This window comes from Hydrogenophaga crassostreae (assembly GCF_001761385.1).
GTDB classification, from domain to species: Bacteria; Pseudomonadota; Gammaproteobacteria; order Burkholderiales; family Burkholderiaceae_C; genus Hydrogenophaga; species Hydrogenophaga crassostreae.
On sequence record NZ_CP017476.1, the window covers coordinates 2,224,231 to 2,246,197 of the forward strand.

The 21,967-nt window shown below is 60.1% G+C and carries 20 protein-coding genes; 9 read left to right on the forward strand and 11 right to left on the reverse strand.

The genetic code is table 11. From position 1 onward, the window contains the following. The first annotated feature begins 533 nt into the window (after positions 1-533). Together LPB072_RS10300 and hrpA are read left to right on the forward strand one after the other, a co-directional pair. Positions 534-2,012, forward strand: coding sequence for a PAS-domain containing protein (locus tag LPB072_RS10300; RefSeq protein WP_197508936.1), 1,479 nt, complete (start codon positions 534-536; stop codon positions 2,010-2,012). 220 nt (positions 2,013-2,232) lie between these two features. Continuing rightward, positions 2,233-6,108 (forward strand): ATP-dependent RNA helicase HrpA, encoded by a 3,876-nt coding sequence (gene hrpA, locus LPB072_RS10305; RefSeq protein ID WP_066088336.1) that lies wholly within the window; start codon positions 2,233-2,235, stop codon positions 6,106-6,108. 205 nt (positions 6,109-6,313) lie between these two features. Here the strand turns inward: hrpA and LPB072_RS10310 are convergent, their stop codons facing one another. The 6 genes from LPB072_RS10310 to lptF all read right to left on the reverse strand — a co-directional run bounded on the left by LPB072_RS10310 (position 6,314) and on the right by lptF (position 12,278). Beyond that, on the reverse strand, positions 6,314-7,273 hold the full coding sequence (locus LPB072_RS10310) for a FecR family protein (RefSeq protein WP_082876814.1): 960 nt from the start codon (positions 7,271-7,273) through the stop codon (positions 6,314-6,316). A 143-nt stretch (positions 7,274-7,416) separates the two neighbouring features. Continuing rightward, positions 7,417-8,595: a pyridoxal phosphate-dependent aminotransferase gene (locus tag LPB072_RS10315; RefSeq protein WP_066087925.1), complete on the reverse strand. Its 1,179-nt coding sequence runs from the start codon at positions 8,593-8,595 to the stop codon at positions 7,417-7,419. A gap of 120 nt (positions 8,596-8,715) precedes the next feature. Next, complete coding sequence (locus tag LPB072_RS10320) at positions 8,716-9,660, reverse strand: CysB family HTH-type transcriptional regulator (RefSeq protein ID WP_066087922.1); 945 nt, start codon at positions 9,658-9,660, stop codon at positions 8,716-8,718. Then, positions 9,657-10,025: a sirohydrochlorin chelatase gene (locus LPB072_RS10325; protein ID WP_066087919.1), complete on the reverse strand. Its 369-nt coding sequence runs from the start codon at positions 10,023-10,025 to the stop codon at positions 9,657-9,659. Before LPB072_RS10325 ends, LPB072_RS10320 begins: the two co-directional genes overlap by 4 nt. A 4-nt stretch (positions 10,026-10,029) precedes the next feature. Continuing rightward, on the reverse strand, positions 10,030-11,148 hold the full coding sequence (gene lptG / locus LPB072_RS10330) for an LPS export ABC transporter permease LptG (RefSeq protein ID WP_066087914.1): 1,119 nt from the start codon (positions 11,146-11,148) through the stop codon (positions 10,030-10,032). Beyond that, a complete protein-coding gene (lptF, locus tag LPB072_RS10335) occupies positions 11,145-12,278 on the reverse strand; it encodes an LPS export ABC transporter permease LptF (RefSeq protein WP_066087912.1) in 1,134 nt (377 codons plus the stop codon). The genes lptG and lptF overlap by 4 nt, the downstream gene beginning before the upstream one ends. A 26-nt stretch (positions 12,279-12,304) precedes the next feature. On the opposite strand from lptF, the gene LPB072_RS10340 reads away from it, so the two are divergent. The 4 genes from LPB072_RS10340 (at position 12,305) to cysQ (ending at position 16,764) form a co-directional block, all read left to right on the forward strand. After that, on the forward strand, positions 12,305-13,819 hold the full coding sequence (locus LPB072_RS10340; RefSeq protein WP_066087909.1) for a leucyl aminopeptidase: 1,515 nt from the start codon (positions 12,305-12,307) through the stop codon (positions 13,817-13,819). A 65-nt stretch (positions 13,820-13,884) separates the two neighbouring features. Further along, positions 13,885-14,331: a DNA polymerase III subunit chi gene (locus LPB072_RS10345; protein WP_082876813.1), complete on the forward strand. Its 447-nt coding sequence runs from the start codon at positions 13,885-13,887 to the stop codon at positions 14,329-14,331. A 204-nt stretch (positions 14,332-14,535) separates the two neighbouring features. Further along, complete coding sequence (locus LPB072_RS10350) at positions 14,536-15,738, forward strand: branched-chain amino acid ABC transporter substrate-binding protein (protein WP_082876812.1); 1,203 nt, start codon at positions 14,536-14,538, stop codon at positions 15,736-15,738. Positions 15,739-15,975: 237 nt separating this feature from the next. Next, positions 15,976-16,764 carry a 3'(2'),5'-bisphosphate nucleotidase CysQ gene (gene cysQ / locus LPB072_RS10355; RefSeq protein ID WP_066087904.1) on the forward strand — a complete coding sequence of 263 codons (789 nt, stop codon included), beginning with the start codon at positions 15,976-15,978 and terminating at the stop codon, positions 16,762-16,764. 164 nt (positions 16,765-16,928) lie between these two features. Here cysQ and LPB072_RS10360 read toward each other — a convergent pair whose 3' ends face one another. After that, the gene (locus LPB072_RS10360; protein ID WP_066087901.1) at positions 16,929-17,543 is read right to left on the reverse strand and encodes a 3'-5' exonuclease family protein; all 615 of its coding nucleotides are present in this window, start codon (positions 17,541-17,543) and stop codon (positions 16,929-16,931) included. A gap of 65 nt (positions 17,544-17,608) precedes the next feature. Between LPB072_RS10360 and LPB072_RS10365 the strand changes: the two genes are divergently transcribed. Together LPB072_RS10365 and LPB072_RS10370 are read left to right on the forward strand one after the other, a co-directional pair. Further along, on the forward strand, positions 17,609-17,914 hold the full coding sequence (locus tag LPB072_RS10365) for a hypothetical protein (RefSeq protein WP_066087898.1): 306 nt from the start codon (positions 17,609-17,611) through the stop codon (positions 17,912-17,914). Between the two features lie 98 nt (positions 17,915-18,012). Next, the gene (locus LPB072_RS10370) at positions 18,013-18,375 is read left to right on the forward strand and encodes a DUF6172 family protein (protein ID WP_066087895.1); all 363 of its coding nucleotides are present in this window, start codon (positions 18,013-18,015) and stop codon (positions 18,373-18,375) included. On the opposite strand, the gene LPB072_RS10375 is transcribed toward LPB072_RS10370, so the two are convergent. Further along, positions 18,372-19,628, reverse strand: a complete 1,257-nt coding sequence (locus LPB072_RS10375) for a DEAD/DEAH box helicase (protein WP_066087892.1) — start codon at positions 19,626-19,628, stop codon at positions 18,372-18,374. The two genes, LPB072_RS10370 and LPB072_RS10375, sit on opposite strands and share 4 nt — an antisense overlap. Positions 19,629-19,679: 51 nt before the next feature. Between LPB072_RS10375 and LPB072_RS10380 the strand changes: the two genes are divergently transcribed. Continuing rightward, positions 19,680-20,048, forward strand: coding sequence for a translation initiation factor Sui1 (locus LPB072_RS10380; protein WP_066087890.1), 369 nt, complete (start codon positions 19,680-19,682; stop codon positions 20,046-20,048). A 12-nt stretch (positions 20,049-20,060) separates the two neighbouring features. Here the strand turns inward: LPB072_RS10380 and LPB072_RS10385 are convergent, their stop codons facing one another. Genes LPB072_RS10385 through LPB072_RS10395 form a run of 3 tightly spaced genes read right to left on the reverse strand, consistent with a single transcriptional unit; the run spans position 20,061 to position 21,948 of the window. Further along, the gene (locus LPB072_RS10385) at positions 20,061-20,615 is read right to left on the reverse strand and encodes a redoxin family protein (RefSeq protein ID WP_066087887.1); all 555 of its coding nucleotides are present in this window, start codon (positions 20,613-20,615) and stop codon (positions 20,061-20,063) included. Positions 20,616-20,665: 50 nt separating this feature from the next. Beyond that, complete coding sequence (serB, locus tag LPB072_RS10390) at positions 20,666-21,391, reverse strand: phosphoserine phosphatase SerB (RefSeq protein ID WP_066087884.1); 726 nt, start codon at positions 21,389-21,391, stop codon at positions 20,666-20,668. A 47-nt stretch (positions 21,392-21,438) separates the two neighbouring features. Beyond that, positions 21,439-21,948, reverse strand: coding sequence for a DUF4405 domain-containing protein (locus LPB072_RS10395; protein ID WP_066087881.1), 510 nt, complete (start codon positions 21,946-21,948; stop codon positions 21,439-21,441). Between the last annotated feature and the right edge of the window lie 19 nt (positions 21,949-21,967).

Genomic DNA, 21,967 nt, shown 5'->3' on the forward strand with positions numbered 1-21,967 from the left:
TGTGGGTTCGGTGGACAGGCGCAGGTCTTGAGGAAGGCTGGCCAGTGTCATGGGGTTTTCTTCCAGTAGCCGCCGTACTGCCTTGGAAAGGCCCCTCTTTTTCGCCCCATTCACGTCGGGTGGGTGTTTGAGAATGAAGGGGTACAGAGGCTTCTCTTTGATTCCGTTGATGGTCGTACCGTTCAAATGGTCGGATTGAAAGATATCGACTATTTCTGTCAATTCGACAGTTTGTCGGGGATCTATCAATTACCGAGGGTTGAGTTGGGCCAATCGATTGGCGGTGCCATAACCTTGTTCGAACGCCGTCAATGACAGCCGTCATCGCAGGGTTTCAGTGGGGCCTTTGGTCGCCATATGTTTCGGGGGCACTGTGGTTCGGGCCCCGTATGTCTCGGAAACATTTCAATGCCTTTCCCCACCGAATCGAAGATATTCTTGGATTTCATTTATGACGAAAATTGATCATGCTTCCTGCTGAAAATCAAGAGATGGTTCAGAGCATCATTGATCACCTTCCGAGTGGGGTTTCGATGTTTGATTCCGATATGCAAATGGTGGTTTGCAATCGGCGATTGCGCACATTGCTGGAGTTTCCCGATTCACTGTTCGAGCCCACGCTTCCGTCCCTGTTTGATCTGGCGCTCTTCAACGCCTGCCGGGGAGAGTACGGGCAAGGCAATCCTGAATCTTTGGCCCAAGAGGTGTGTGTTCGAGCTCGGTCGATGCAGCCGCATGTGATTGAACGACAGCGACCGAACGGCGTGGTGATCGAAGTGCGTGGTGTGCCGCTGCCAACGGGTGGTTTTGTTTCGATCTACTCCGACATCACCGACCGCAAGCACGCCGAGCAAGAGGCAAAGCGGTTTGCCGCTTACCTTGACGCTGTGATCAATGCCTTGCCGCAAGGCGTGACGGTCATCGACGAAAACCTGGTCATTCAACTGTGGAACAAGAGCTTCGAGCAGTTGCTGGACCTGCCGCCGGGCTTGATGAAACCGGGGGTGACCTTCGAAGAAGTGGCGCGAAGCAATGCAGAGAGAGGCGAATACGGCGATGTGGACATCGAGGCGAAGGTGCGCGAATCGGCCGATTTGGCCAGGCGCTTTCTGCCGCACCGAATCATGCGCCAGCGGCCCAACGGGATGACACTGGAAGTCGAGGGAAGCGCGCTGATGGGTGGCGGCGATTCGCGCGGATTTGTGACCACCTATACCGACATCACCCAGTTGCGCGAGGCGCAGGATGCGTTGGAGCAGCTCAATACCGAACTCGATCAACGGGTGAAGGACCGCACCCGCCAACTGCGTGCACTCAATACCGACCTGGAGTCGTTCACCTACTCGGTGTCGCACGACTTGCGCACACCCTTGCGCAGCATTCACGGCTTTGCCACCGTACTGGCGGAGTCGGAGGCGGACCGGATGAGCGAGGGGGGGCGGGATGCCCTGCACCGTATCCAGAACAACGCCGGTCGCATGGGCAAGCTGATCACTGATCTGCTTTCAATGGCGCAGCAAAGCCGGGTCGAGCTGAACATGCAGCCTGTTGACTTGAGCGCGATGGCCCGCTCGGTTGTGGTGGATTTGCAGCGTGGCGACTCAGCTCGCCAGGTCGAGTGGCGGATCGAAGAAGGACTCTCCACGCAAGGTGACCCGTCGCTGATGTTGATCGTGATGCAAAACCTGTTGGGCAATGCCTGGAAATACACAGGGCATTGTGAGGCCCCATGTATCGAATTCTTCCGGGTCAGTGAGGGCGATGGCATGGACGGCTTTTGCGTGCGTGACAACGGCGCCGGGTTTGACATGGCCTATGTTGAGCAACTGTTTCAGCCATTCAAGCGCCTGCATATGCCCAATGAGTTCGAGGGCACGGGCATCGGGCTGGCCATCGTTCACCGCATCTTGTTGCGCCATCACGGCAGCATCCGTGGTAATGGCTCGGTGGGAAAGGGCGCCACCTTTCATTTTTCACTGCCCTGGATTCAAGGGTCTCCCAGCGTTCTTTGACCAAGGCAAGCGGCCAGGCGGCTGTTGCCATCAAGCCCCGCCGTTATACGGCAGCCAGCGTGTCACAACCGGAGCGGCGAAGACGGCTATGCATCTGGTGGACGCCAAGGGTTCCCTGAGCGTGATCGGGCACAGCGCGCTACCCGGATAATCGCCTGCTATGTCTTTGCCTTTGCCTTTGCCTGAATCTGTCCCTGCCTCGAAGCAGCGCCCTTTGGGCATGTCGATCGAATTTCCCTCGTCTTTGCCCGTCTCCGCCCGCCGGCAGGAGATCGAGAAGGCCATGCGCGAGAACCAGGTGGTGATCGTGTGTGGTGAAACGGGTTCGGGCAAGACCACGCAGTTGCCCAAGATCGCGCTCTTGATGGGGCGGGGTAAGCTCAATGCCAAACCCGGGCAGCGAGGGCAGTTGATCGGGCACACGCAACCGCGGCGCATCGCGGCTTCCAGCGTGGCCAAGCGCATTGCGGAAGAGTTGAAGACCCCGCTGGGCGACGTGGTGGGCTACAAGGTGCGGTTCCAGGACCGGCTGTCCAAAGACGCTTCGGTCAAGCTGATGACCGACGGCATCTTGCTGGCCGAGACCCAGACCGACCCCGATCTGCGCAATTACGACACCATCATCATCGACGAGGCCCACGAGCGCAGCCTGAACATCGATTTTCTGTTGGGTTATTTGCGCCAGTTGCTGCCGAGGCGGCCAGACCTCAAGGTGGTGGTGACATCGGCCACCATCGATGCGGACCGGTTCGCCAGGTATTTCGAATCCAGGAAGGGGCCGGCGCCTGTGATTCAGGTGTCTGGGCGCACATTCCCGGTGGAGGTGCGTTACCGGCCATTTGAAGAAAGCCGTGAGTACGACCTGAACGCGGCCATTGCCGACGGCGTGGACGAGCTGTGGCGTTCACCCCAGGGGGGTGACATTCTGATCTTCCTGCCCGGCGAGCGCGAGATCCGTGAAGCGACGGATCACTTGCGCAAGCACTTGAGCCACCAACCGGTGTTCCGCAATGCCGAGGTGTTGCCCTTGTTCGCCCGATTGAGCCAGGCCGAGCAGGACCGCATTTTTCAGGACCACAGTGGGCGGCGCATCGTGCTGGCCACCAACGTGGCGGAAACCTCGCTGACGGTGCCGGGTATCCGTTACGTGATCGATGCGGGCACGGCGCGGGTGAAGCGCTACAGCTTCCGCCAGAAGGTGGAGCAGTTGATGGTGGAGCCCATCAGCCAGGCGGCGGCGAATCAGCGCTCGGGCCGTTGCGGCCGCGTGGCCGACGGTATCGCGATCCGCCTCTACGACGAGGCTGGCTTCAACAGCCGCCCGCGCTTCACCGATCCTGAAATTCTGCGCAGTTCGTTGGCGGGCGTGATTTTGCGCATGAAGGCGCTGCGCCTGGGTGCGGTGGAAGATTTTGCGTTCATCGAGGCGCCACAAAAGCGCGCCATTGTCGACGGCTACCAATTGCTCAACGAACTGGGCGCGGTGGACGACAACAACCAGATAACGCGCATTGGCGAAACGCTTTCGCGCCTGCCACTGGACCCCAAGGTGGGACGCATGTTGCTGGAGGCCAAGGAGCGCGGTGCGCTGAACGAGGCACTGGTGATCGCGTCGGCCTTGAGCGTGCAAGACGTGCGGGACCGGCCTTTGGAAAAGCAGGCGCAGGCCGATCAGGCCCACGCCAAGTTTGACGATGAAAAGAGCGAGTTCAGCGGCACGCTCAAACTCTGGAAATGGCTGGAACAAAGCAAGGGTGGCCACGGCACCGACCACAAACTCAGCCACCGGCAGTTTGAAAGTGTCTTGCGCGAGAACTACATCAACGTCCGTCGGTTGCGCGAATGGCGCGACATCCACTCCCAATTGCACACGGTGGTGGCAGAGCACAAATGGGTCATCAACACCCAGCCGGCTGGCTATGAGCAGTTGCACCTCTCTATGCTGTCGGGCCTGCTGGGCAACCTCGGGCAAAAGAACGATGCCGAAGACTGGTACCTGGGCGCACGCGGCATCAAGTTCTTCCGACACCCGGGTGCCAATCTGAGCAAGAAGCCGGGGCGCTGGATTGTGGCGGCCGAGCTGGTGGAAACCACGCGCCTGTTTGGCCGGGGCATCGCGGCCATCGAACCCCTGTGGCTGGAGCAGGTGGGGGCGCACCTGATCAAGAAGCAGTTGCTCGATCCGCATTGGGAAAAGAAAGCCGCGCAGGTCACGGCGCTGGAGCGGGCCACGCTATACGGCCTGGTGGTTTATCACAACCGCCGAACCGATTACGGCCGCGTGGATCCGGCCGGCGCGCGCGATATTTTCATTCGCGAGGCGCTGGTGGCGGGCGAGTGGGACACGCGGTTGCCGTTTCTGGCCGCGAACCAGAAGCTGGTGAAACAGGTGGCCGAGCTGGAGCACAAATCGCGGCGGCAAGACGTGCTGGTGGACGACGAGCTGATCTTTGCGTTCTATGACGCCCAGATCCCGGCCGATGTGTTCAGCGGCGCGAGCTTTGAGCGTTGGTACAAAGATGCGCACAAGCTCAACCCCAAGCTTTTGTTGCTCACCAAAGAAGAGCTGATGCGCCACGAAGCGGCGGGCATCACCACACAGTCGTTTCCCAAAACGCTGCGCCTGGGCGGTGTGGACTGCGCTTGTGCCTACCTGCACGAGCCAGGCGACGCGCGCGATGGTCTCTCCGTTTCGGTGCCGATTTTTGCGCTGAACCAGGTGAGCGAAGAGCGCTGCGAATGGCTGGTACCCGGCATGTTGAAAGACAAGGTGCAGGCGCTGATCAAGACCTTGCACCAGCGTCCACGTTCGCGTCTGGTGCCCCTGCCGGCCACGGCCGAGAAGTTCACGGCGGCGCTGACCGACCCGGCGGTGTTCGGCGGCGGCAGCCTGATGGATGCTTTGCTCAAGCTGGTGCGCGATGCCACCAGCCTCGACATTGTTCGCAATGACATCAAGGTCGACATGGTGTCGGCCCACCATTTCATGCACTTGCGTGTGGTTGACGAGCACGGTCGCCAACTCGGCCAGGGCCGCAATCTGGGTGCCTTGAAGGCCGAACTGGGCGGACAAGCGCGCGGGGCTTTCCAGGCGCTGGCCTCGATCAAGCTGGAGAGCCTGAGGCCCGGGCCTGTCGTGCCTGAGGGTCCAAAGGCCGGGGCCAAACCCGGCAAAGCCGCTGCCGTCAAAATACCCGGCGGCCTGCCGCCTGCCAGCGCCAGCCAGAAACACACCCACTGGGATTTCGGTGAACTGCCCGAGCTGATGGAAATCAACAAGGGCGGCCAGACGCTGATTGGCTTTCCGGCCTTGATCGATTTGAACGATGCCGTGGGCATCGAGGTTTTTGATGAACCCGAAGTGGCCGCAGCGAAGCACCGCGATGGCCTTCGCCGCTTGTTCGCGTTGCAGATCAAGGACGCGTTGAAGTACCTGGAGAAAAACCTCCCAGGTTTGCAAACCATGGCGGCCGCTTACATGCAGGTGGGCAAGACCGACAGCGGTTCGGGCGGCGGCACGCAGGAAGAACTTCGAAACCAGATCATCGAGCTGGCGCTGGACCGCGCCTTCCTGATCGAGCCTTTGCCGACCGATGAGATGGCGTTCAAGAAACGCATTGACGAAGGGCGAGGGCGGCTCACACTGATTGCCACCGAGATCGCTCGCCACGCAGGGTCGATCTTGCTGGAGTACGGCGCGGCGGCGCGCAAGCTCAAAGACTTCAGGGGCTCAGCTGATCTGGCCAGCGATGTGTCACAGCAGTTGCAGCGCCTCGTGCCCAAACGGTTCCTCGTGACCACACCCTACGCTCAGCTGCACCATTTCCCCCGCTACCTCAAAGCGGTACAGGCGCGCATCGACAAAGCGCGCTCTGATCCGGCGCGCGACACCGCCAAACTTGCCGAACTGCGACCACAGGACCAGCGTTTTTGGCGTCTGGTGGCCGAGCGCAAAGGCGTACAGGATGCTCGCTTGCAAGAGGTGCGCTGGTTGCTGGAGGAGTTGCGCGTGAGCTTTTTTGCGCAGGAGTTGCGCACGCCGCAGCCGGTGAGCCTCAAGCGGCTGGACAAGGCCTGGGCGCAGCTCAACAGCTGACATCCATACGGCTGCACATTGGTGACCCAGGCCGGAAGGTTTCATGCACCTCCGGGCTTTATCCGGTGGCCCATGCTGGTCGTCAAAACAGGGGTCAGGGGGAAGGCTTTTCCTTTTCGGAACGGGTTGTCTATTGACCAGCAATCACCCAGCCGGTGAGGGCGGCAGTCGGGGCCCACGATCGACTGTTCACGCCCCTGTCCGTTTATTGGGCTGCCAGAGCCACGCGACCAGAAGTCACGCCCAGACTGGCATCGGCCTTGAGGCGTTCAAGCACGGCCTGTGCATCAAGCTCGGTGGCCAGATCGTTGATGCGCACCTCGTAGTGCCCTTGTTTGCCGAGAATCTCGGCAGGGTAGCCAGCGGTTTGAAGCCGTGTTCTCAGGTCGGCAGCGGCACTTCCGGATGGCAGCAGCGCTGCCACGGTGCGCCAGCGGCCGCCTTGCAGCAAGACGCCGCTGCCGGGCTTGAGTTCTGCCTGGGCGATGAATTTTTGCAAAGCATCAGGTGAGGCCTGGCCTGCGGCCTGTTCGGGCTGGTTGGTTCGAATTACCCAGAAGGCGCCTGGCTTGTCGAGCAGGATGTCTTCGCGGCTGTCGCGCTCCACTGCCACGCTGCCTTCAAAGAGACAAACGGCATCGTGGTCGGCGTCGGTCATGCTCCAGAAATCTGTGCCACGAATGCCCACGGTGGCGGTGGTCATCTGCAAGCTGATGTCGCGCGTGTTGCCAAGGGCCTTGCTGGTGTAGTCGGTGGCGTAGCGAAACACCCCGGTGATCAGCCGCAGAGCGGACTGGGTGTGTGAGGGGCCTGCAAAGCCCTGTTGCTTGGCGGCGAGAGTTTCGATGCGGAACTCGGTCTTTTCACCCAGCTTGATGACGCTGCGGTCGGGCAGGCGCAGCAACATGCGGGAGGATTCTGCGGTGACGGCGGTGTCATTCACAAGCAGTTTGTCGCCGGGCCGCGCCGCGCGCCGCTGTCCGTTGCGCTCTACCCAGGCTGGCAGTTGAACGGCTTCAATCACCGCATCTTTGGTGGCAGCCTGGGCCGGCGGACTGAGGGCTCCGAAGAGCGCGATCAAACCGGCGGTGGCCATTGTCGCGAGGCCCATGCGCCTGAGGCGTTGGGTTGGGGCGCTCGGATGGACAGTGGGTTTGGCTGACATGGTTGTTCCTTCACTGGATGTGCGTCTTTTGTATCGGCAGCGGCCGATCACAATTGAGTTACGTTTGACCGTGAGAAACGGATGCAGGAATCTGGACGAAATTGCCGAAACTGATGATGTTCAGTGCGTTTTCGTGAGCGTTGTCACAGCTTGGCGAGCCGGGCGAGCGCGGCTTGTAGCGTGTCGTCGCGTTTGGCGAAGCAAAAGCGGATCACTCTCTGGTCGAAACCATTGCCGTAGAAAGCTGAGAGAGGAATCGCCGCCACGCCAATTTCCCGGGTGAGCCATTGGCAGAAGTCGGCCTCGGGGAGTTCGCGCTCAGCCACCGTCAACCCCTCGATCCCGACGCATTGGAAATAGGTGCCTTGCCCGGGCAGCAGCCGAAACCGCGTCGAGGCCAGGCCGTCGCGGAACAGGTCGCGCTTGCGCTGATAGAAGGCGGGCAGGTCGCGGTAAGGCGCCGGGTTGGTCAGGTACGCCGACAGTGCGTGTTGCATCGGTGTGTTGACGGTGAACACGTTGAACTGATGCACTTTGCGGAACTCGGACATCAAAAGGGCTGGCGCAATCACCGTGCCGACCTTCCAGCCTGTCACATGGTAGGTTTTGCCGAAGCTGCTGATGATGAAAGCGCGCGAGGCGAGACCGGGGAAGCGGGCGGCGCTTTGGTGTTGCTCGCCGTCGAAAACCATGTGTTCGTAGACTTCGTCGCTGATGAGCAGAATGTTGGTTGGCGCGAGCAGGTCTTGCAGGGCCAGCATGTCCGCCTCACTCCACACCTGGCCGCTGGGGTTGTGCGGGCTGTTGATGATGAGGGCGCGGGTGCGCGGCGTGATAGCCGCTTCGATGGCCGAAAAATCGGGTCGGAAGCTGCCCGGCGTGAGTGCGACGCGCACGACCACGCCGCCGACCAGCTCGATGTTGGGCACATAGCTGTCGTAACAAGGTTCCAGAACGATCACCTCGTCGCCGGGGTGAACCACCGCAAGGATGGCTGTGAGGATGGCCTGCGTGGCACCGGCGGTGACCGTGATCTCGGTCGCCGGATCGCAGCGATGGCCGTACAGCGCCAGCATCTTGTCTGCCATGGCCTGGCGCAAAGCCGGTACGCCAGGCATGGGCGGGTACTGGTTGTGTCCCTCCTTCATGGCGGCCGTGACGGCGTCGACCAATGCCGGATCGCATTCAAAATCCGGAAAGCCCTGACCCAGATTCACCGCACCTGTTTCAGCCGCCAAGGCGGACATGACGGAAAAGATGGTGGTGCCGACATTGGGCAAGCGAGAAACGGTGGGCGGAGTGAGTGGTGAAAGAGCAGTCATATCCATCAACGCGACAAATGCAAGAAATAGGGGATTTAACCGAGGGTGCGGTGGGACGGGTTGTGCCAGGCCGGCAACGCCGTCCCCTGCGGGGTACAGCCGAAGGCGATGCAGGGGGCGCTACAACTCATAGTCATCTGGCGTACCGCTCATGGCCCGCAAGATGAGATCACGCGAGAGGCGGTCACTCAACAGCTCGGCAAAGCGCAGCACGAATTGGCGCAAATAGGCACCACGTTTGAACGCCACGCGAGCCAGGTTGGTGCCAAACAATGCGCCAGCCGGGCGTGCCACGAGATCGGGTGTCTGGTTGTCACCCTGCATGGCCATTTCGGCCACGATGCCCACGCCCATACCCAGCTTCACATAGGTTTTGATCACGTCTGAATCAATGGCTTCCAGCACCACATTGGGCTGCAGATGGCGCAGTGCGAAGGCTTGGTCGATGCGGGTGCGTCCAGTGAAGCTCGGGTGGTAGGTGATCAGCGGCAAAGGTGCCAGGTCCTCCAGCGAAATGCGCTCCTGATTCGCCAACGGATGGTCGAAAGGGAACACCAATACGTGCTGCCACTCATAGCAAGGTAGGGTGATGAGCTCGGGGTAGTTGCTCAGCGATTCGGTGGCCACGCCGATTTCGGCCACTTCCTCCATCAGCATTTTCGCCACCTGGTCAGGCGAACCCTGGTGCAGGCCGATGACCACCTTGGGGTAAGCCTGACGCAGTTTGGCCACTGGGCCGGGCAACACATACCGGGCCTGCGTGTGCGTGGTGGCGATAGAGAGGGTGCCGCTGTCCTGGGCCGAATACTGTTCGCCTATGCGTTTGAGGTTGTTGACCTCGCGCAAGATGATTTCAATGCTCTTGAGGACCTGGGTGCCTGGCTCGGTCACACGTTTGATGCGTTTGCCATGGCGCGCAAAAATATCGATGCCCAGCTCCTCTTCCAGCTCAATGATGGATTTGGAGACCCCGGGCTGCGAGGTGTGAAGTGCTTTGGCGGCCTCGGTGAGGTTGAGGTTGCGGCGGACCGCCTCCTGTACGAACCGAAATTGATGCAGGTTCATGTTGAACCGCTGTCCAGGGCGATCTCGGCAAGGAGGTCGGTGAGCCTTGGATTCTCGCCGGCCGTGGGGAGCGCGTCGATCTGAATGCCCGGGTGGGTGGTTTTAAGCGATGCCAGAAGCGCCGGCAAGTCTTCACGGGCATGTTTGCCCATGCCGAAGAAGAGAGGAAGAATCCGGATGTGTGTGGCGCCTCGGGCGACCAGTTGCGCAGCGGCCGCCGGCAAATCAGGTTCACACAATTCCAAATAGGCGCAGCACACCAGCACAGACCCATCCGCCATACCGATCCGCGTGGCAACGGCCTCTACGGGCGTGCGCCACAGAGGGTCGCGCGAACCATGTGCAAAAACAATCACACCCAACATAGCCCTACCTTCGAAGTACCAGCCAGCCAAATGCACCCAGAGAAATCACGGAATAGATCAATGAGGGTGAGGCAGCCGCCAGCCATGGCTGCCATTGGTTCAGGTTACCGATGTAGCCAAACACGTTGTTGAGCAAAAAGAAGCTGATGCCGATCATCACACCGCCAAACACATAGCCTGTGATGCCTCCAGATCGGAAGTGCAAATAGGCGAACGGCAGTGCGAGCACGACCATCACGAGGCAGCTCAGCGGGTAAAACACCTTGCGCCAGAACTCGATTTCATACCGCTGCGCCGTTTGGCCATTGTTTTCCAGGTGGTTCACATAGGCATACAGGTCGGTGGTGCGCATGCGATCCGGTTTGAGCAGGGCCACCGACACCATCTCTGCCGAGATCGAACTCTGCCAGTGGAACTCAGGCAAGTTGGTGCGCACGATGCGCGACGTTTTCAGATCCCGGTTTGAAAACTCGCTGCGCCGCACATCTCTCAAAAGCCAGGTGTCGTCGCGTTCAATCTGGCCACTCTGGGCTTCCACCGTGGCGACGAGCAGCCCCTCGTTGTCGAACTCGAAGATTCGTACCTCGCCCAGTCCGCCTCTGGGCGACAGCGAACCGACGTTCACCGAAAAATTGCTTGTTGGTTGTCGTTCTTTCAACCACGCGCCCGTCTGCCCCAGGCTGATTCGGCCTTGGTAGCGGGCCTTAAGCAGTTGCGCTGTTTTATCGGCAAGTGGGGCGACGTAATCGCCCACCGCAAATGTAATGGCCACAAACACCACGCCCAAGCCGAGCAAGGTACGCAAAGCGCGCCAAGGCCCCAGGCCACTGGTGCGCAAGATCGTGTATTCCGACCCCTTGGCCAGACGTGCCATCACAGCCACCGAACCAATCAACACAGAGATCGGCAAAAGCTCATAGACATGGTTGGGCAGAAGCAATCCAACGTAGAGCAGGGCATGGCGCAGTTCATAGCTGATTCCCGGTTCCAATCGGGAGACCCGGCCGAGCGAAGGCAACTCTTCGACAAAATCGAAGAAAAAGAAAAGTGCCAAGAATGCCAGCAGCACAAAGCCGGTGGTCATCAGAATCTCGCCGTAAATCAGGCGGCGTATCGTTTTCATACCTCACTCCCTGCGGAGATGGCCGGTGGGGTTTTACCCGGCAAGAGCTTGCGCAGTTGGGTGCGAATGCTGAAATTGTTGTGGCGTTTGATGAGCCAGAGCAAGCAGAGTGTGAATACGCCCCCATGCAAAACAATGAGCGAAAGGCCCATGTTGAGACGGCCCGTGCTGACCATGCGCTGGCTGATGTTGAGCAGGTTGAAGTAAAGAATGAAGGCGAACAGGGTGAACATCATGTTGCCGCTTCGACCTGCGCGGGGATTGCTTACGGTGGTGGCCACGGCCAGCAAGACCAGATTGATTGCCGTCAGTGCAACGCCGATGCGCCACGCCAGCTCGCCTTTGTTTGCGGCCTCAGGTTCGTTCATCAGCCGCCAGGTTGTTCGGGCCTTGAGGGCATCCACACCGTTGCGTTGCACGGCAGACACGCCGATCTGAGCGCCATATTCTTCGAACTCACTGACCTTCACGCGGTTGTTTTCAGGGTTGGATTCCAGGCGCTGACCATGGCGAAGCACGAGAAACGAACGGTCGTCCACCGGCTCGATCTTCCCGGAAGCCGCCGATGTCACGACCTCGGTACCATCGTCTTCGATGCTGGAAATAAAGACATTGCGGCCCTCGTTGCCGTCGGCGGTGTCCTTGTCAATGAAAAATACGCGTCGACCGCTGGACGACTCTTGAAACTGACCCGGTGCAACACGCTCCAGGTCGCCCCTGCTGGTGAACCTGTCACGGAGCTCTGCGGTTTGCAGATTGGTCCAGGGCCAGACAAACAGGACCATCAGTGTGATCACCAGCAGGATCGGCCATGCGAAACGCACTACCGGACCCAGAAACCCGGCGAGCGAGCGTCCACTGGCAAACCAGATGATCATCTCGCTGTCTCTGTACATGCGGGCCAGCGTTGAGACGATGGATATAAACAACGCCAGCGTAAGAATGGTCTGGGTGTAGCCAAGTACGGTGTAGCCCAGAACGAGCATCACTTCTTCAGGGTTGACGCTGCCACGCGAAGCCGCACCCAGGGTGCGGATCAGCAGCATGGTGAGGATAACGGTGAACAACACCACCAGCGTGGCCCCAAAACTGCGCGCCAGTTCGGTTCGAATGGAAGAATGGAATAACATCGATCAAATTTTTTGGATGCGCAATTATGAACTTCGAACTAAAGGCCCTTTCCCTTACTCAGGCAGACAAGAGCGCGATCGACGCACTCATCGTGCTGGTTGCCGATGGGCTTGCCTCCAACGCCTCGGGCGCAGGGTCAACCCTTGCCAAGCTTATAGCTCAGGCGCGCAGCGTGGGTGATTTTGAAACTGGCGTCGGCAGTTCGCTTGTGGCCTACCGTGTCGATGGCGTGAAGGCCTCGCGGGTGGTGCTGGTAGGGGCTGGCGATGCTTCTGCTGGCTCGGTGCGGCGCGCGGTGGTTGCAGGCATGGGCCATTTGAAGGCCACCAAAACCAAAAAGGTGGGGGTGGTGCTGAGCTTGCTGCCGGAAAAGACTGGACAGGTTCGCGCGGCCGTGATGGCCAGCGCCGATGCGCTCTATACCTTTACCACCACCAAACCATCGGCCAAGGCTTCTCATGTGAGTGCGGTGCAAATCGGTGTTGCCGATGAAAAATCGGTGCTCAATGAGTTTGCGGTCGCACGAGCGGCGGCGGCTGGCGTGGCATTCGCTAAAGAATGGGCCAACCGTCCCGCAAATCACGCGACGCCCACCATGCTTGCCAACGCGGCTTCCAAAATCGGTCGCAAGGGTGTTGTCAAAACCACCGTGCTGGGACACAAGGAGGTCACTGCCCTGGGCATGGGCGCTTTCCTCGCTGTGGCACAGGGTTCGCCTGAGCCGCTGCGGTTCATCGTGATGAACTACCAGGGCGGCGCAAAAAGCAGCGCTCCGGTGGTACTGGTAGGCAAGGGCATTACCTTTGATACCGGGGGTATTTCCATCAAGCCCGCCAGTGAAATGGACGAGATGAAATACGACATGGGTGGAGCAGCGAGTGTGCTGGGCACCTTTGTGGCGCTTGCTGAACTGCAGCCCGCCATCAACGTGGTCGGGTTGATTCCCGCCTGCGAAAACATGCCAGATGGCCTGTCCGTGAAACCGGGCGACGTGGTCACCAGCATGAGCGGTCAGACCATCGAGATTCTCAACACCGATGCTGAGGGGCGTCTGGTTTTGTGTGATGCGCTGACCTACGCGGAGCGTTTCAAGCCACGCTGCGTGATCGATATAGCAACGCTCACGGGCGCTTGTGTGATCGCGCTGGGGGGCGTTCGGTCTGGCCTGTTCACCGAGTCAGAGCCGCTTGCGCAGTCACTGTCTGCAGCGGGCGATGTGTCACTTGACCTGTGCTGGCGCATGCCGCTGGATGACGAGTACGCAGAAGGTCTGAAGACCAGTTTTGCCGATATGGCCAATGTGGCGGGTCGTGCTGGCGGCTCGATTACCGCCGCGAAGTTCTTGCAAAAGTTCACCAAAAACATGCACTGGGCCCACCTCGATGTCGCGGGTACTGCCTGGAAAAGTGGTGCAGCCAAAGGGGCGACGGGGCGTCCTGTGCCACTCCTGTTGCAGTATCTGGTGGACGAGGCGCAGACGTTGCGGGCAGAGAAGCCCGCCAAAGGTGGGGCCAACAGCAAGAAAAAGAAAGTTGGCTAGTCTGTCCCGAGCCGTACAACGCCTCGGTCGATGCGCCGACCAGGCGTTTTGTCTGAGCACACGTCATGAAACTGCGATCACCAATGACTGAGGTGGCTTTTCACGTCAATGTGCCCGATCTCCTGGGCTATGCCTGCCGTTTGATTCGCAAGGGGTATCTGTTGGGCATGTCGATGCTCGTTGTGGGGGATGCGAGGCAGGTCGCCTTGTTGAACAAGCAATTGTGGTCCATGCGAAGCGTCGACTTTGTGCCTCACTGCCTGGGCAGCGAAGAGCATGCGACGGTGGTCCGCTCTGCGGTAGTCCTGACCGACGATGAGGCCCAGGGACAAGCACGCGGGTTTGACGTGCTGGTCAACCTCTCCGGAAATATGCCATCGGCTTACGCTTCTTTTGACAAGATTTTTGAGGTGGTGTCTGTCGCTGATGCCGATCTCGAGGCTGCCAGGCAGCGATGGCGTGCCTATCTGCAAGCCGGACTGGCGCCCAAACGGCACGAAATCCAACCCTGAGAGCGGACAAATTCATCGAATTTTGCTAATGGCCCATTCATGGCGCTGATCCAAGTTGCCCGCAGGATGGGAGAAACCCTCGGAAAGCGCCTGTACGGGAACTTTTTCTTGAATCTTCTGATGATTTTGGGGTATCTTCTTGGGCGTGGAGTCAAAACAAGTTCCCTCCGCATTCCAACTTTTTATTCCTTTCCTAGGATAGTTATGCACCTGAATATGAAATTGGCCGTTATCGCTGCGGCCGTCGCTCTGGCCGCTTGCGGTAAGAAAGAAGAAGCCATGCCGGCTGAAACGGCTGCAGCGCCTGCTGCTGCTCCCGCTGCTGCAGCGCCAGAAGGTGGCGTGATCAAAATTGGTCACGTTGGCCCAACCAGCGGTGCCATCGCTCACTTGGGCAAGGACAACGAAAACGGTGCCCGTATGGCCATCGAAGAGTTGAACGCTGCCAACCTGACGATCAATGGTGCGCCTGCCCAGTTCGAGCTGCTGGCCGAAGACGACGCAGCAGATCCCAAGCAGGGCACTGCTGCTGCGCAAAAGCTGGTTGATGCCAAAGTTGCAGGCGTGATTGGTCACTTGAACTCGGGAACGACCATTCCTGCCTCCCAGATCTATAACGATGCAGGCATTCCACAGATTTCGCCTTCTGCGACCAACCCCAAGTACACCCGCCAGGGTTACGCCGGCGTGTTCCGCATGGTGGCTGATGACGTGCACCTCGGTGGCACGCTCGGCAAGTACGCAGTGGAAAGCCTGAAGGCCAAGAACGTGGCCGTGATCGATGACCGCACGGCCTACGGCCAGGGCGTCGCTGACGAGTTCGAAAAAGGTGTTGCTGCTGCTGGCGGTACCGTTGTTGGTCGCGAATTCACCAATGACAAAGCCACCGACTTCAACGCCATCTTGACCACCTTGAAGGCCAAGAAGCCTGATGTGATCTTCTTTGGCGGCATGGACGCTGTTGCCGGCCCCATGCTCAAGCAGATGAAGCAGTTGGGTATTGAAGCCAAGTTCATGGGCGGCGACGGCATCTGCTCGGCACAATTGCCCAAGCTGGCTGGTGACGGCATGGCCGATGACCAGGTGTATTGCGCTGAAGCCGGTGGTGTTGAAGGTGAAGAAAAGGTTGGCATGGAAAAATTCCGCGCCGACTTCAAGACCAAGTTTGGCCAAGAAGTTCAGGTGTATGCCCCTTACGTCTACGACTCGGTGAAAGTCATGGCCAACGCCATGGTTGCAGCCAATTCGTCGGACCCAGTGAAGTACCTGCCAGAGTTGAAGAAAACCGACTACAAAGGCGTGACCGGTACGATCTCGTTTGACGAAAAAGGCGACATCAAAAATGGTGCCCTGACGTTGATGACGTTCCGCGGCGGTGAGCGCACCACCCTGTCGGTGATTCGCTGATTGTTCAACATTGTTGCGAGGCGAGATCTTCGCCGGCATCAATGAAAAGGGTCACTCGCAAGAGTGACCCTTTTTTTCATCTGGACATCGCTCGCAGCACCCATCCAGTAGCCAATTCAATTGCCTGAGAACCAAGGTTCACACGCTGTTGAAATGCCTTTGAACTTTGGATGCCGGGTGCAACATGGATGAATTGCACGAACAAGTGCCCACCCAGCGCAAATCGACGCTGATGACATGACCAATACATTGACCCTGACACCAACCGATCACGCCCAGCTGCTGGAAGCGCTTATTCCCATCGTTCGCCGAGCCGGTGAGGTGGTGATGCGCATTTACGAGGGCGCATTCGATGTGCAAACCAAAGCCGATCAATCGCCCGTGACACAGGCTGATCAGCAGGCAGAAGACCTGATCACACACGCCCTTCAAGCGTTGGCGCCCGATATCCCTGTGGTGGGTGAAGAGGCTGCATCAGCTGGGTTGGTTACCGAGGGAGCCTCTCGGTTCTGGTTGGTGGACCCATTGGACGGTACAAAAGAGTTCATCAATCGCAACAACGAGTTCACTGTCAATATCGCCTTGGTTGAAAACGGTCGAGCCGTGCTGGGTGTGGTGCTGGCGCCAGCCCTTGGTGAGTTGTACGCGGGTGGGATACAAACTGGCAGCTTTATGGAGGCGGATGGTCAACGACAGAGGATCGTCTGTTGCAAGGCGCCGGCTGCGGGCTTGCGGGTGGTGGCCAGTCGGTCGCATGGTGATGCTGCAGCATTGGCAGCGTTTTTGGCCGGCCACAAGGTCTCGGAAGTGGTCAATTCGGGCTCATCCCTCAAACTGTGCCTGCTGGCTAAAGGCTTTGCCGATGTTTATCCCCGCCTGGGTCGGACCATGGAATGGGATATCGCCGCTGGTCATGCTGTGTTGAGCGGCTCCGGGGGCATCGTTGAGGGGCTCGATGGCTCGCCGTTCCTCTACAACAAGCCTGGTTTTGAGAACCCACATTTTGTGGCCTGGGGTTTGCGGTGATCGGATTTCTTTCAAAGGAGACCGATAGAGAAAGGCCATCCTTGTGGACCCCGGCGAAGGGACAACCGCTTCAAGCCGGGATGGTTCGCCATGGAATGCTGCGCATGTTGACACAGCGTTGGCGGTTCTGTTGCTTTGCAGACGTCCCGACGCAGCCTTGCTGATCAGGTCGAGGGCGAGTCTGCGTGACCAGGCAACGCTGCGTAAACCCTGGCAGCCGCATAGGCATCGTTGGCTGCATAGATCAGCTGTCCCTCGCTCAGGCGCAGATTGGCCCAATTTGATGTGGCGGCTTTTTTCGACTTGATGAAACGCTGGTTGAACAGCACCGCGATGGCGCCTTTGACGCCCATGTCTTTGCGGTAACCGCGCTCGCGAAACAGAACGTTGAGCTCCAGCGCCCCGACCGGCACCACGCCCAGTTTGGCCAGGATGCGCTTGTTGTCGTCGCCCAGACCAAAGCCGGCCAGTTTGCGTTGCGGCTCGGCCAGCAACTGAGCGACTTGGTCTTTGCACCCGACTTCGTGCAATTGAAACACCCATGCGTGAGACAGTGTGGCGAGCTGCACAATGTGCGGCCCCTCAGATACCTGATCTTTGAAGAAGGTGGGTTTGGATTCGGTGTCGAAGCCCAAGGCCGCATGCTCGCGCAAGGCGGCGCAGGCCTCACGCGCTTGATCGGGGGTGTTGACGAGGGTAATCTGCGCCGTGCCCAGTCGGGGAAATTCGGGCAGCAACGCGATGGCGTCTTTGTCGGGCGTTGGGCGGGTGGTTTGCATGGCGGAGGGATGAAGGCCGAAGAAGATAATCAAAGCATTGTGCACCCGCTCCTCAAGGCCTCTCCATGACCTACGTCCTCAAGCTTTATGTCTCAGACGACACCACTTTGGCCGAACGCGACGCGGCGCACCGCCTGTTTTGCGGTGCGCTGGAGGGTGCGTTGGGCGGCCCGGAGTTGGTATGGCCAATGTATGTCATGCACCGAAGCATCGTGCAGCAGTACGGCGAAGCGCCCGATGAGGACGACCTGAACGCCGAGCAGCGCTTGGTCTTTGATGCCTGGCAACAGGCTGAAGCAGCTGCACTGGAGGCTGTGTTTGGCCCATACCGCAATCTGGATGAGGGTGGCTACGACATTTCACCGGTCTGAACGCCTGCCCGGTCATTTTCCGGTCGGGGTGGGCTGATAATCGAAGATTGCCTTTTGCGTCCTCACTGGGCGAGCCAACCCCTTGAAGGATTGTTGATATGAAGAAGACCTTTGCCTTGCGCCCTGAGGGCAAGCACCCCGATCGTGTACTCGAAGCGCTCAAAAACGAGTTGAGCAAGTACATGAAGCGTGAGCGCCGCCGGGACCTGCCCGCTGGCGCTGATTTCTGGGACTTTGACTGCAAAGTGGGTGCCGACGAGGCAAGCGCTGAGGTGTTCCACCCGAATGCGCTGAGGGCGCAGCTCGATGCCTTGGCCCAGGGCGGCGCCGAGAAGGTTTATGTGGAACTCTTGGCCAAACCCGCTACGCGCCAGCGCTGGGCGGACAGCGGTGAGCGCGCGCCATCTGATTCAGATGATGATGGTGGCGGTTTCGACGACGACGACGGCGCCAACGGTTAATCGTTGGGCTTTTGCGCTGCTGTGGCGGCGCGAAGCTTGTCTTTTTTGCTCGGGCGCTTGCCCTTGATACCGCCCGTGCCTTCCGGGTCATGAGTGCCGGCAGGCTCGGTTTCAATGGGTTCAAAGCCTGCGTATTGTTCGCGCGGCAAGCTCAGGCCTTGGCGCTTTTCGATCACACGCCAATGGGCGGCGCTGGCGGCGGTGACAAAGCTGATAGCCAGGCCGCTTTCGCCCGCACGCCCGGTTCGGCCGATGCGGTGGGTGTAATCATCGGCTGAGCGGGGCAGGTCGAAGTTCACCACGACCGGCAGTTGATCAATGTGCAGGCCGCGTGAGGCGAGGTCGGTGGTCACCAGCACGTCCCAGCGCTTTTCCTTGAATTCCTGCAAGGTCTGCTTGCGCGCACCCTGGCTCAGACCACCGTGGAACGAGGTGGCAAACACATCGTTTTTGTGCAGTTTGGCGGCCAGGTGTTCGGCCGCGTATTGGCTTGACACAAAAACCAGCACGCGTTCCCAGCCATGGTCTTTGATGAGCTGGCGCAGCAACTGTGTGCGCCGTTTATCGTCTACCTCGAACACACGCTGCTCGATCACCGCCACATCGCTTTTCACAACGGGCACTTCGACCCGTTCGGGGTCCTGGAGCATCGAGTTGGCCAGCGTTTCCACCGCCGGTGCGAAGGTGGCGGAGAAGAACAGCGTCTGGCGCCTGGGTGGCAGTTGGGCCAGGAGACGGCCCAGTTCGTCGGCAAAGCCAAGGTCGAGCAGTCGATCGGCTTCGTCGAGTACCAGGTGCTGAACGCTGCCCAGTTTGAGCGCGTTGTTGTCGATCAAGTCGAGAAGGCGCCCGGGTGTGGCCACCACGATGTCGGCACCACCGCGCAGGGCCATCATCTGGGGGTTGATGGACACGCCGCCAAAGGCCACCACAATCTTGGGACGCCGGGTGAGCGGCTCGGCGAGGCTGCGAAACACTTCGCCCACCTGGGCGGCCAGTTCGCGGGTTGGCACGAGCACCAGCGTAAGCAGTGGGCGGGTGCCGGTTGTGGGCGGGGTGGACAACCAGCGCTGCAACAGTGGCAAAGCGAAAGCCGCGGTTTTGCCGGAGCCGGTCTGGGCGGTGGCGAGCAAGTCGTCGCCACGCAGCACGATGGGCATGGCTTCTGCCTGAATCGGGGTGGGCGCTGTGAAACCGAGGTTGGCAGCGGCTTGGGCGAGGGAGGGCGCGAGGCCTAGGGAAGTGAATGGCATTTGGGGGTTCTTTTCCGGCAGTGTACCGGGCCATGGGCTACGATCCCGCCCATGAAAGACAAGTTGAAGGCTGCGGGCCTGGTGTATTCGACCGAATCGGGCCGCATGTGCCCCGATTGTCGCCAACCGGTGGGCGCTTGCGTTTGCAAGGCAAATGCGCGCGCGGCGGCGCCGGCGGGGGATGGCGTGGTGCGGGTGTCGCGGGAAACCAAGGGTCGAGGCGGCAAGGCGGTAACCGTGATCAAAGGGGTGGCGCTGGATCTGGCCGGGCTCGCTGCGCTGGGCAAGGCGCTCAAGGCGGCGTGTGGCACTGGCGGCACGGTCAAGGACGGCGTGATCGAAATCCAGGGCGACCATGTCGAGCGCATCATGGCGGCGCTGCAGGCCAAGGGTCACAAGGTGAAACGCGCGGGCGGCTGAGCGAACGAAGGCTCAGAAGACGCGGGCCCACCAAAGGCGCCAGCGCATGCCAATTTCACTGGTGTAGCCCACCGATGCGCCGCGCAATTGCCCTTGAGCATCCACCACCAGAAATGCGGGCACCGCTTTCACGCCCAAGGCCTGGGCCAGTGCGCCCGTGTCGTCCACCGCGGTCTGCCAAGGCAATTGGCGCTGCCTGAGCACCTTGGCCACCGTATCGGCCGGGCCCGATTGCATGGCGATGGTCAATACCGGGTAGCCGGCGACCAAGCGATGCACATTGTGTTCTTCCGCTTGGCAAATCGGGCACCACTCGGCCCACACATGAATCGCCACTGGCTGCCCGGGGTATTGGGTGCGCCATTGGGCCAGCGTGGTCGCCGTTCGCGCGCCGTCGGGGGTGATCAGGGTAAAAGCCAGTTCGGGTGCCGGGCCGGCTGGCATGTCACGGGTTTGCCAGAGGTGAACACCGGTGAACACCATCACCGCCAAAGCGATGGTGCTCAGGTGAGGGCGCAGGCGCTGCCAGAAGCGCTGCAAGAGCGTGGAGTGGCGCGGCGGTGACAACGGCGGGGGTGGCAGGAGTGAAGGGGTATGTGGTTCGCGCGGAGCCGGAATCAGCGCAGGACTTCCAGCAAGCGGTCCAGCCCACCTTCGTTGATGGCCACCATGGCCTGCTCGCGCACCTTGGGTTTTGCGTGGTAAGCGACCGACAGGCCGGCCGCGCCCATCATGGGCAGGTCGTTGGCGCCGTCGCCCATGGCGATGCACTGCGATGGTTCAATGCCGAGCAGGGATGCGACTTCCAGCAGGGTGCGGCGCTTCTCGGCGCCGTCGCAGATGTCGCCCCAGGCCTGATCGACCAGGGCGCCGGTGAGCTGGCCGCAATTGGGCCCGCTTTCAATTTCCAGGATGTTGGCGCGGGTGAAATCGATGCCCAGGCGCTGCTTCACCCGATCGCTGAAAAAGGTGAAGCCGCCCGAAACCAGCAACACCTTCATGCCCGCTGCCTTGCAGGCGTCGATCAAATCCTTGGCGCCCGGATTGATGCGCAGGCGCTCCACGTCGACCCGCTCCATATCGGCCACGGTCACACCGCGCAGCAGCGCCACGCGGCGGCGCAGGCTTTCCTTGAAGTCGGTGATTTCACCGCGCATGGCAGCTTCGGTGATGGCCGCGACCTCGTCCTTGCGGCCTACCGCATCGGCAATCTCGTCCACGCACTCGATGTTGATCAGCGTTGAATCCATGTCGAAGGCGATGAGCTTGAAGTCGTTCAAGCGCAGGGGCGGGGTAATCCCTTGGACGGTCAGACCAGGGGCAAATTCGGTGGGGGAGTTCATGCCTGAATTATTGCGGATTGCCGGAGCGCAGCGGTCTGGCGGGCCGGTCAAGGTTGGGCGGCTGTTTTGGTCAGGCTGTTGATGGTCTGAATCTGGGCGCGCAACTCGGGGCCCACCAGATCCTGAAGGCTTTGCTGGTCGTTCTCAACCGCATGGCCCTTGGCCGCGAGCTCGGTCTTCAGCGCTTCGGGCGACATGCCCAGTACCTGCGCCAGCACGGGCAATGGCGCCTTGGCCAGGGCCCTGACGGGCGGGGCGAAACCCGGATCCCCGCCGGCTTCACCGCCTGCGGGAATGAAGCTCAAGGCGAGGATCACCGCAAACAGGCCCATCACCGCTTTGCCGGTGGTCTGTGTGAAGTAGCGTTTGAAGGCGTTCAGGTTGAGCAGGATGTGCAGCGACACGCCGATCACCATGGCCCAGCTTAGCCATTCGTGCGCGGTCTTGTTCAGGCCACTGTCGAAGTGAAAAAACATCAGGATGCCGGTGACGGAGCTGAGCAAAAAGGCGCCGATGACGAGCGGCGTGATCCAGGAGCGGTGGGCGTTGAGATGCATGGTGTGGTTGGGTATTTGG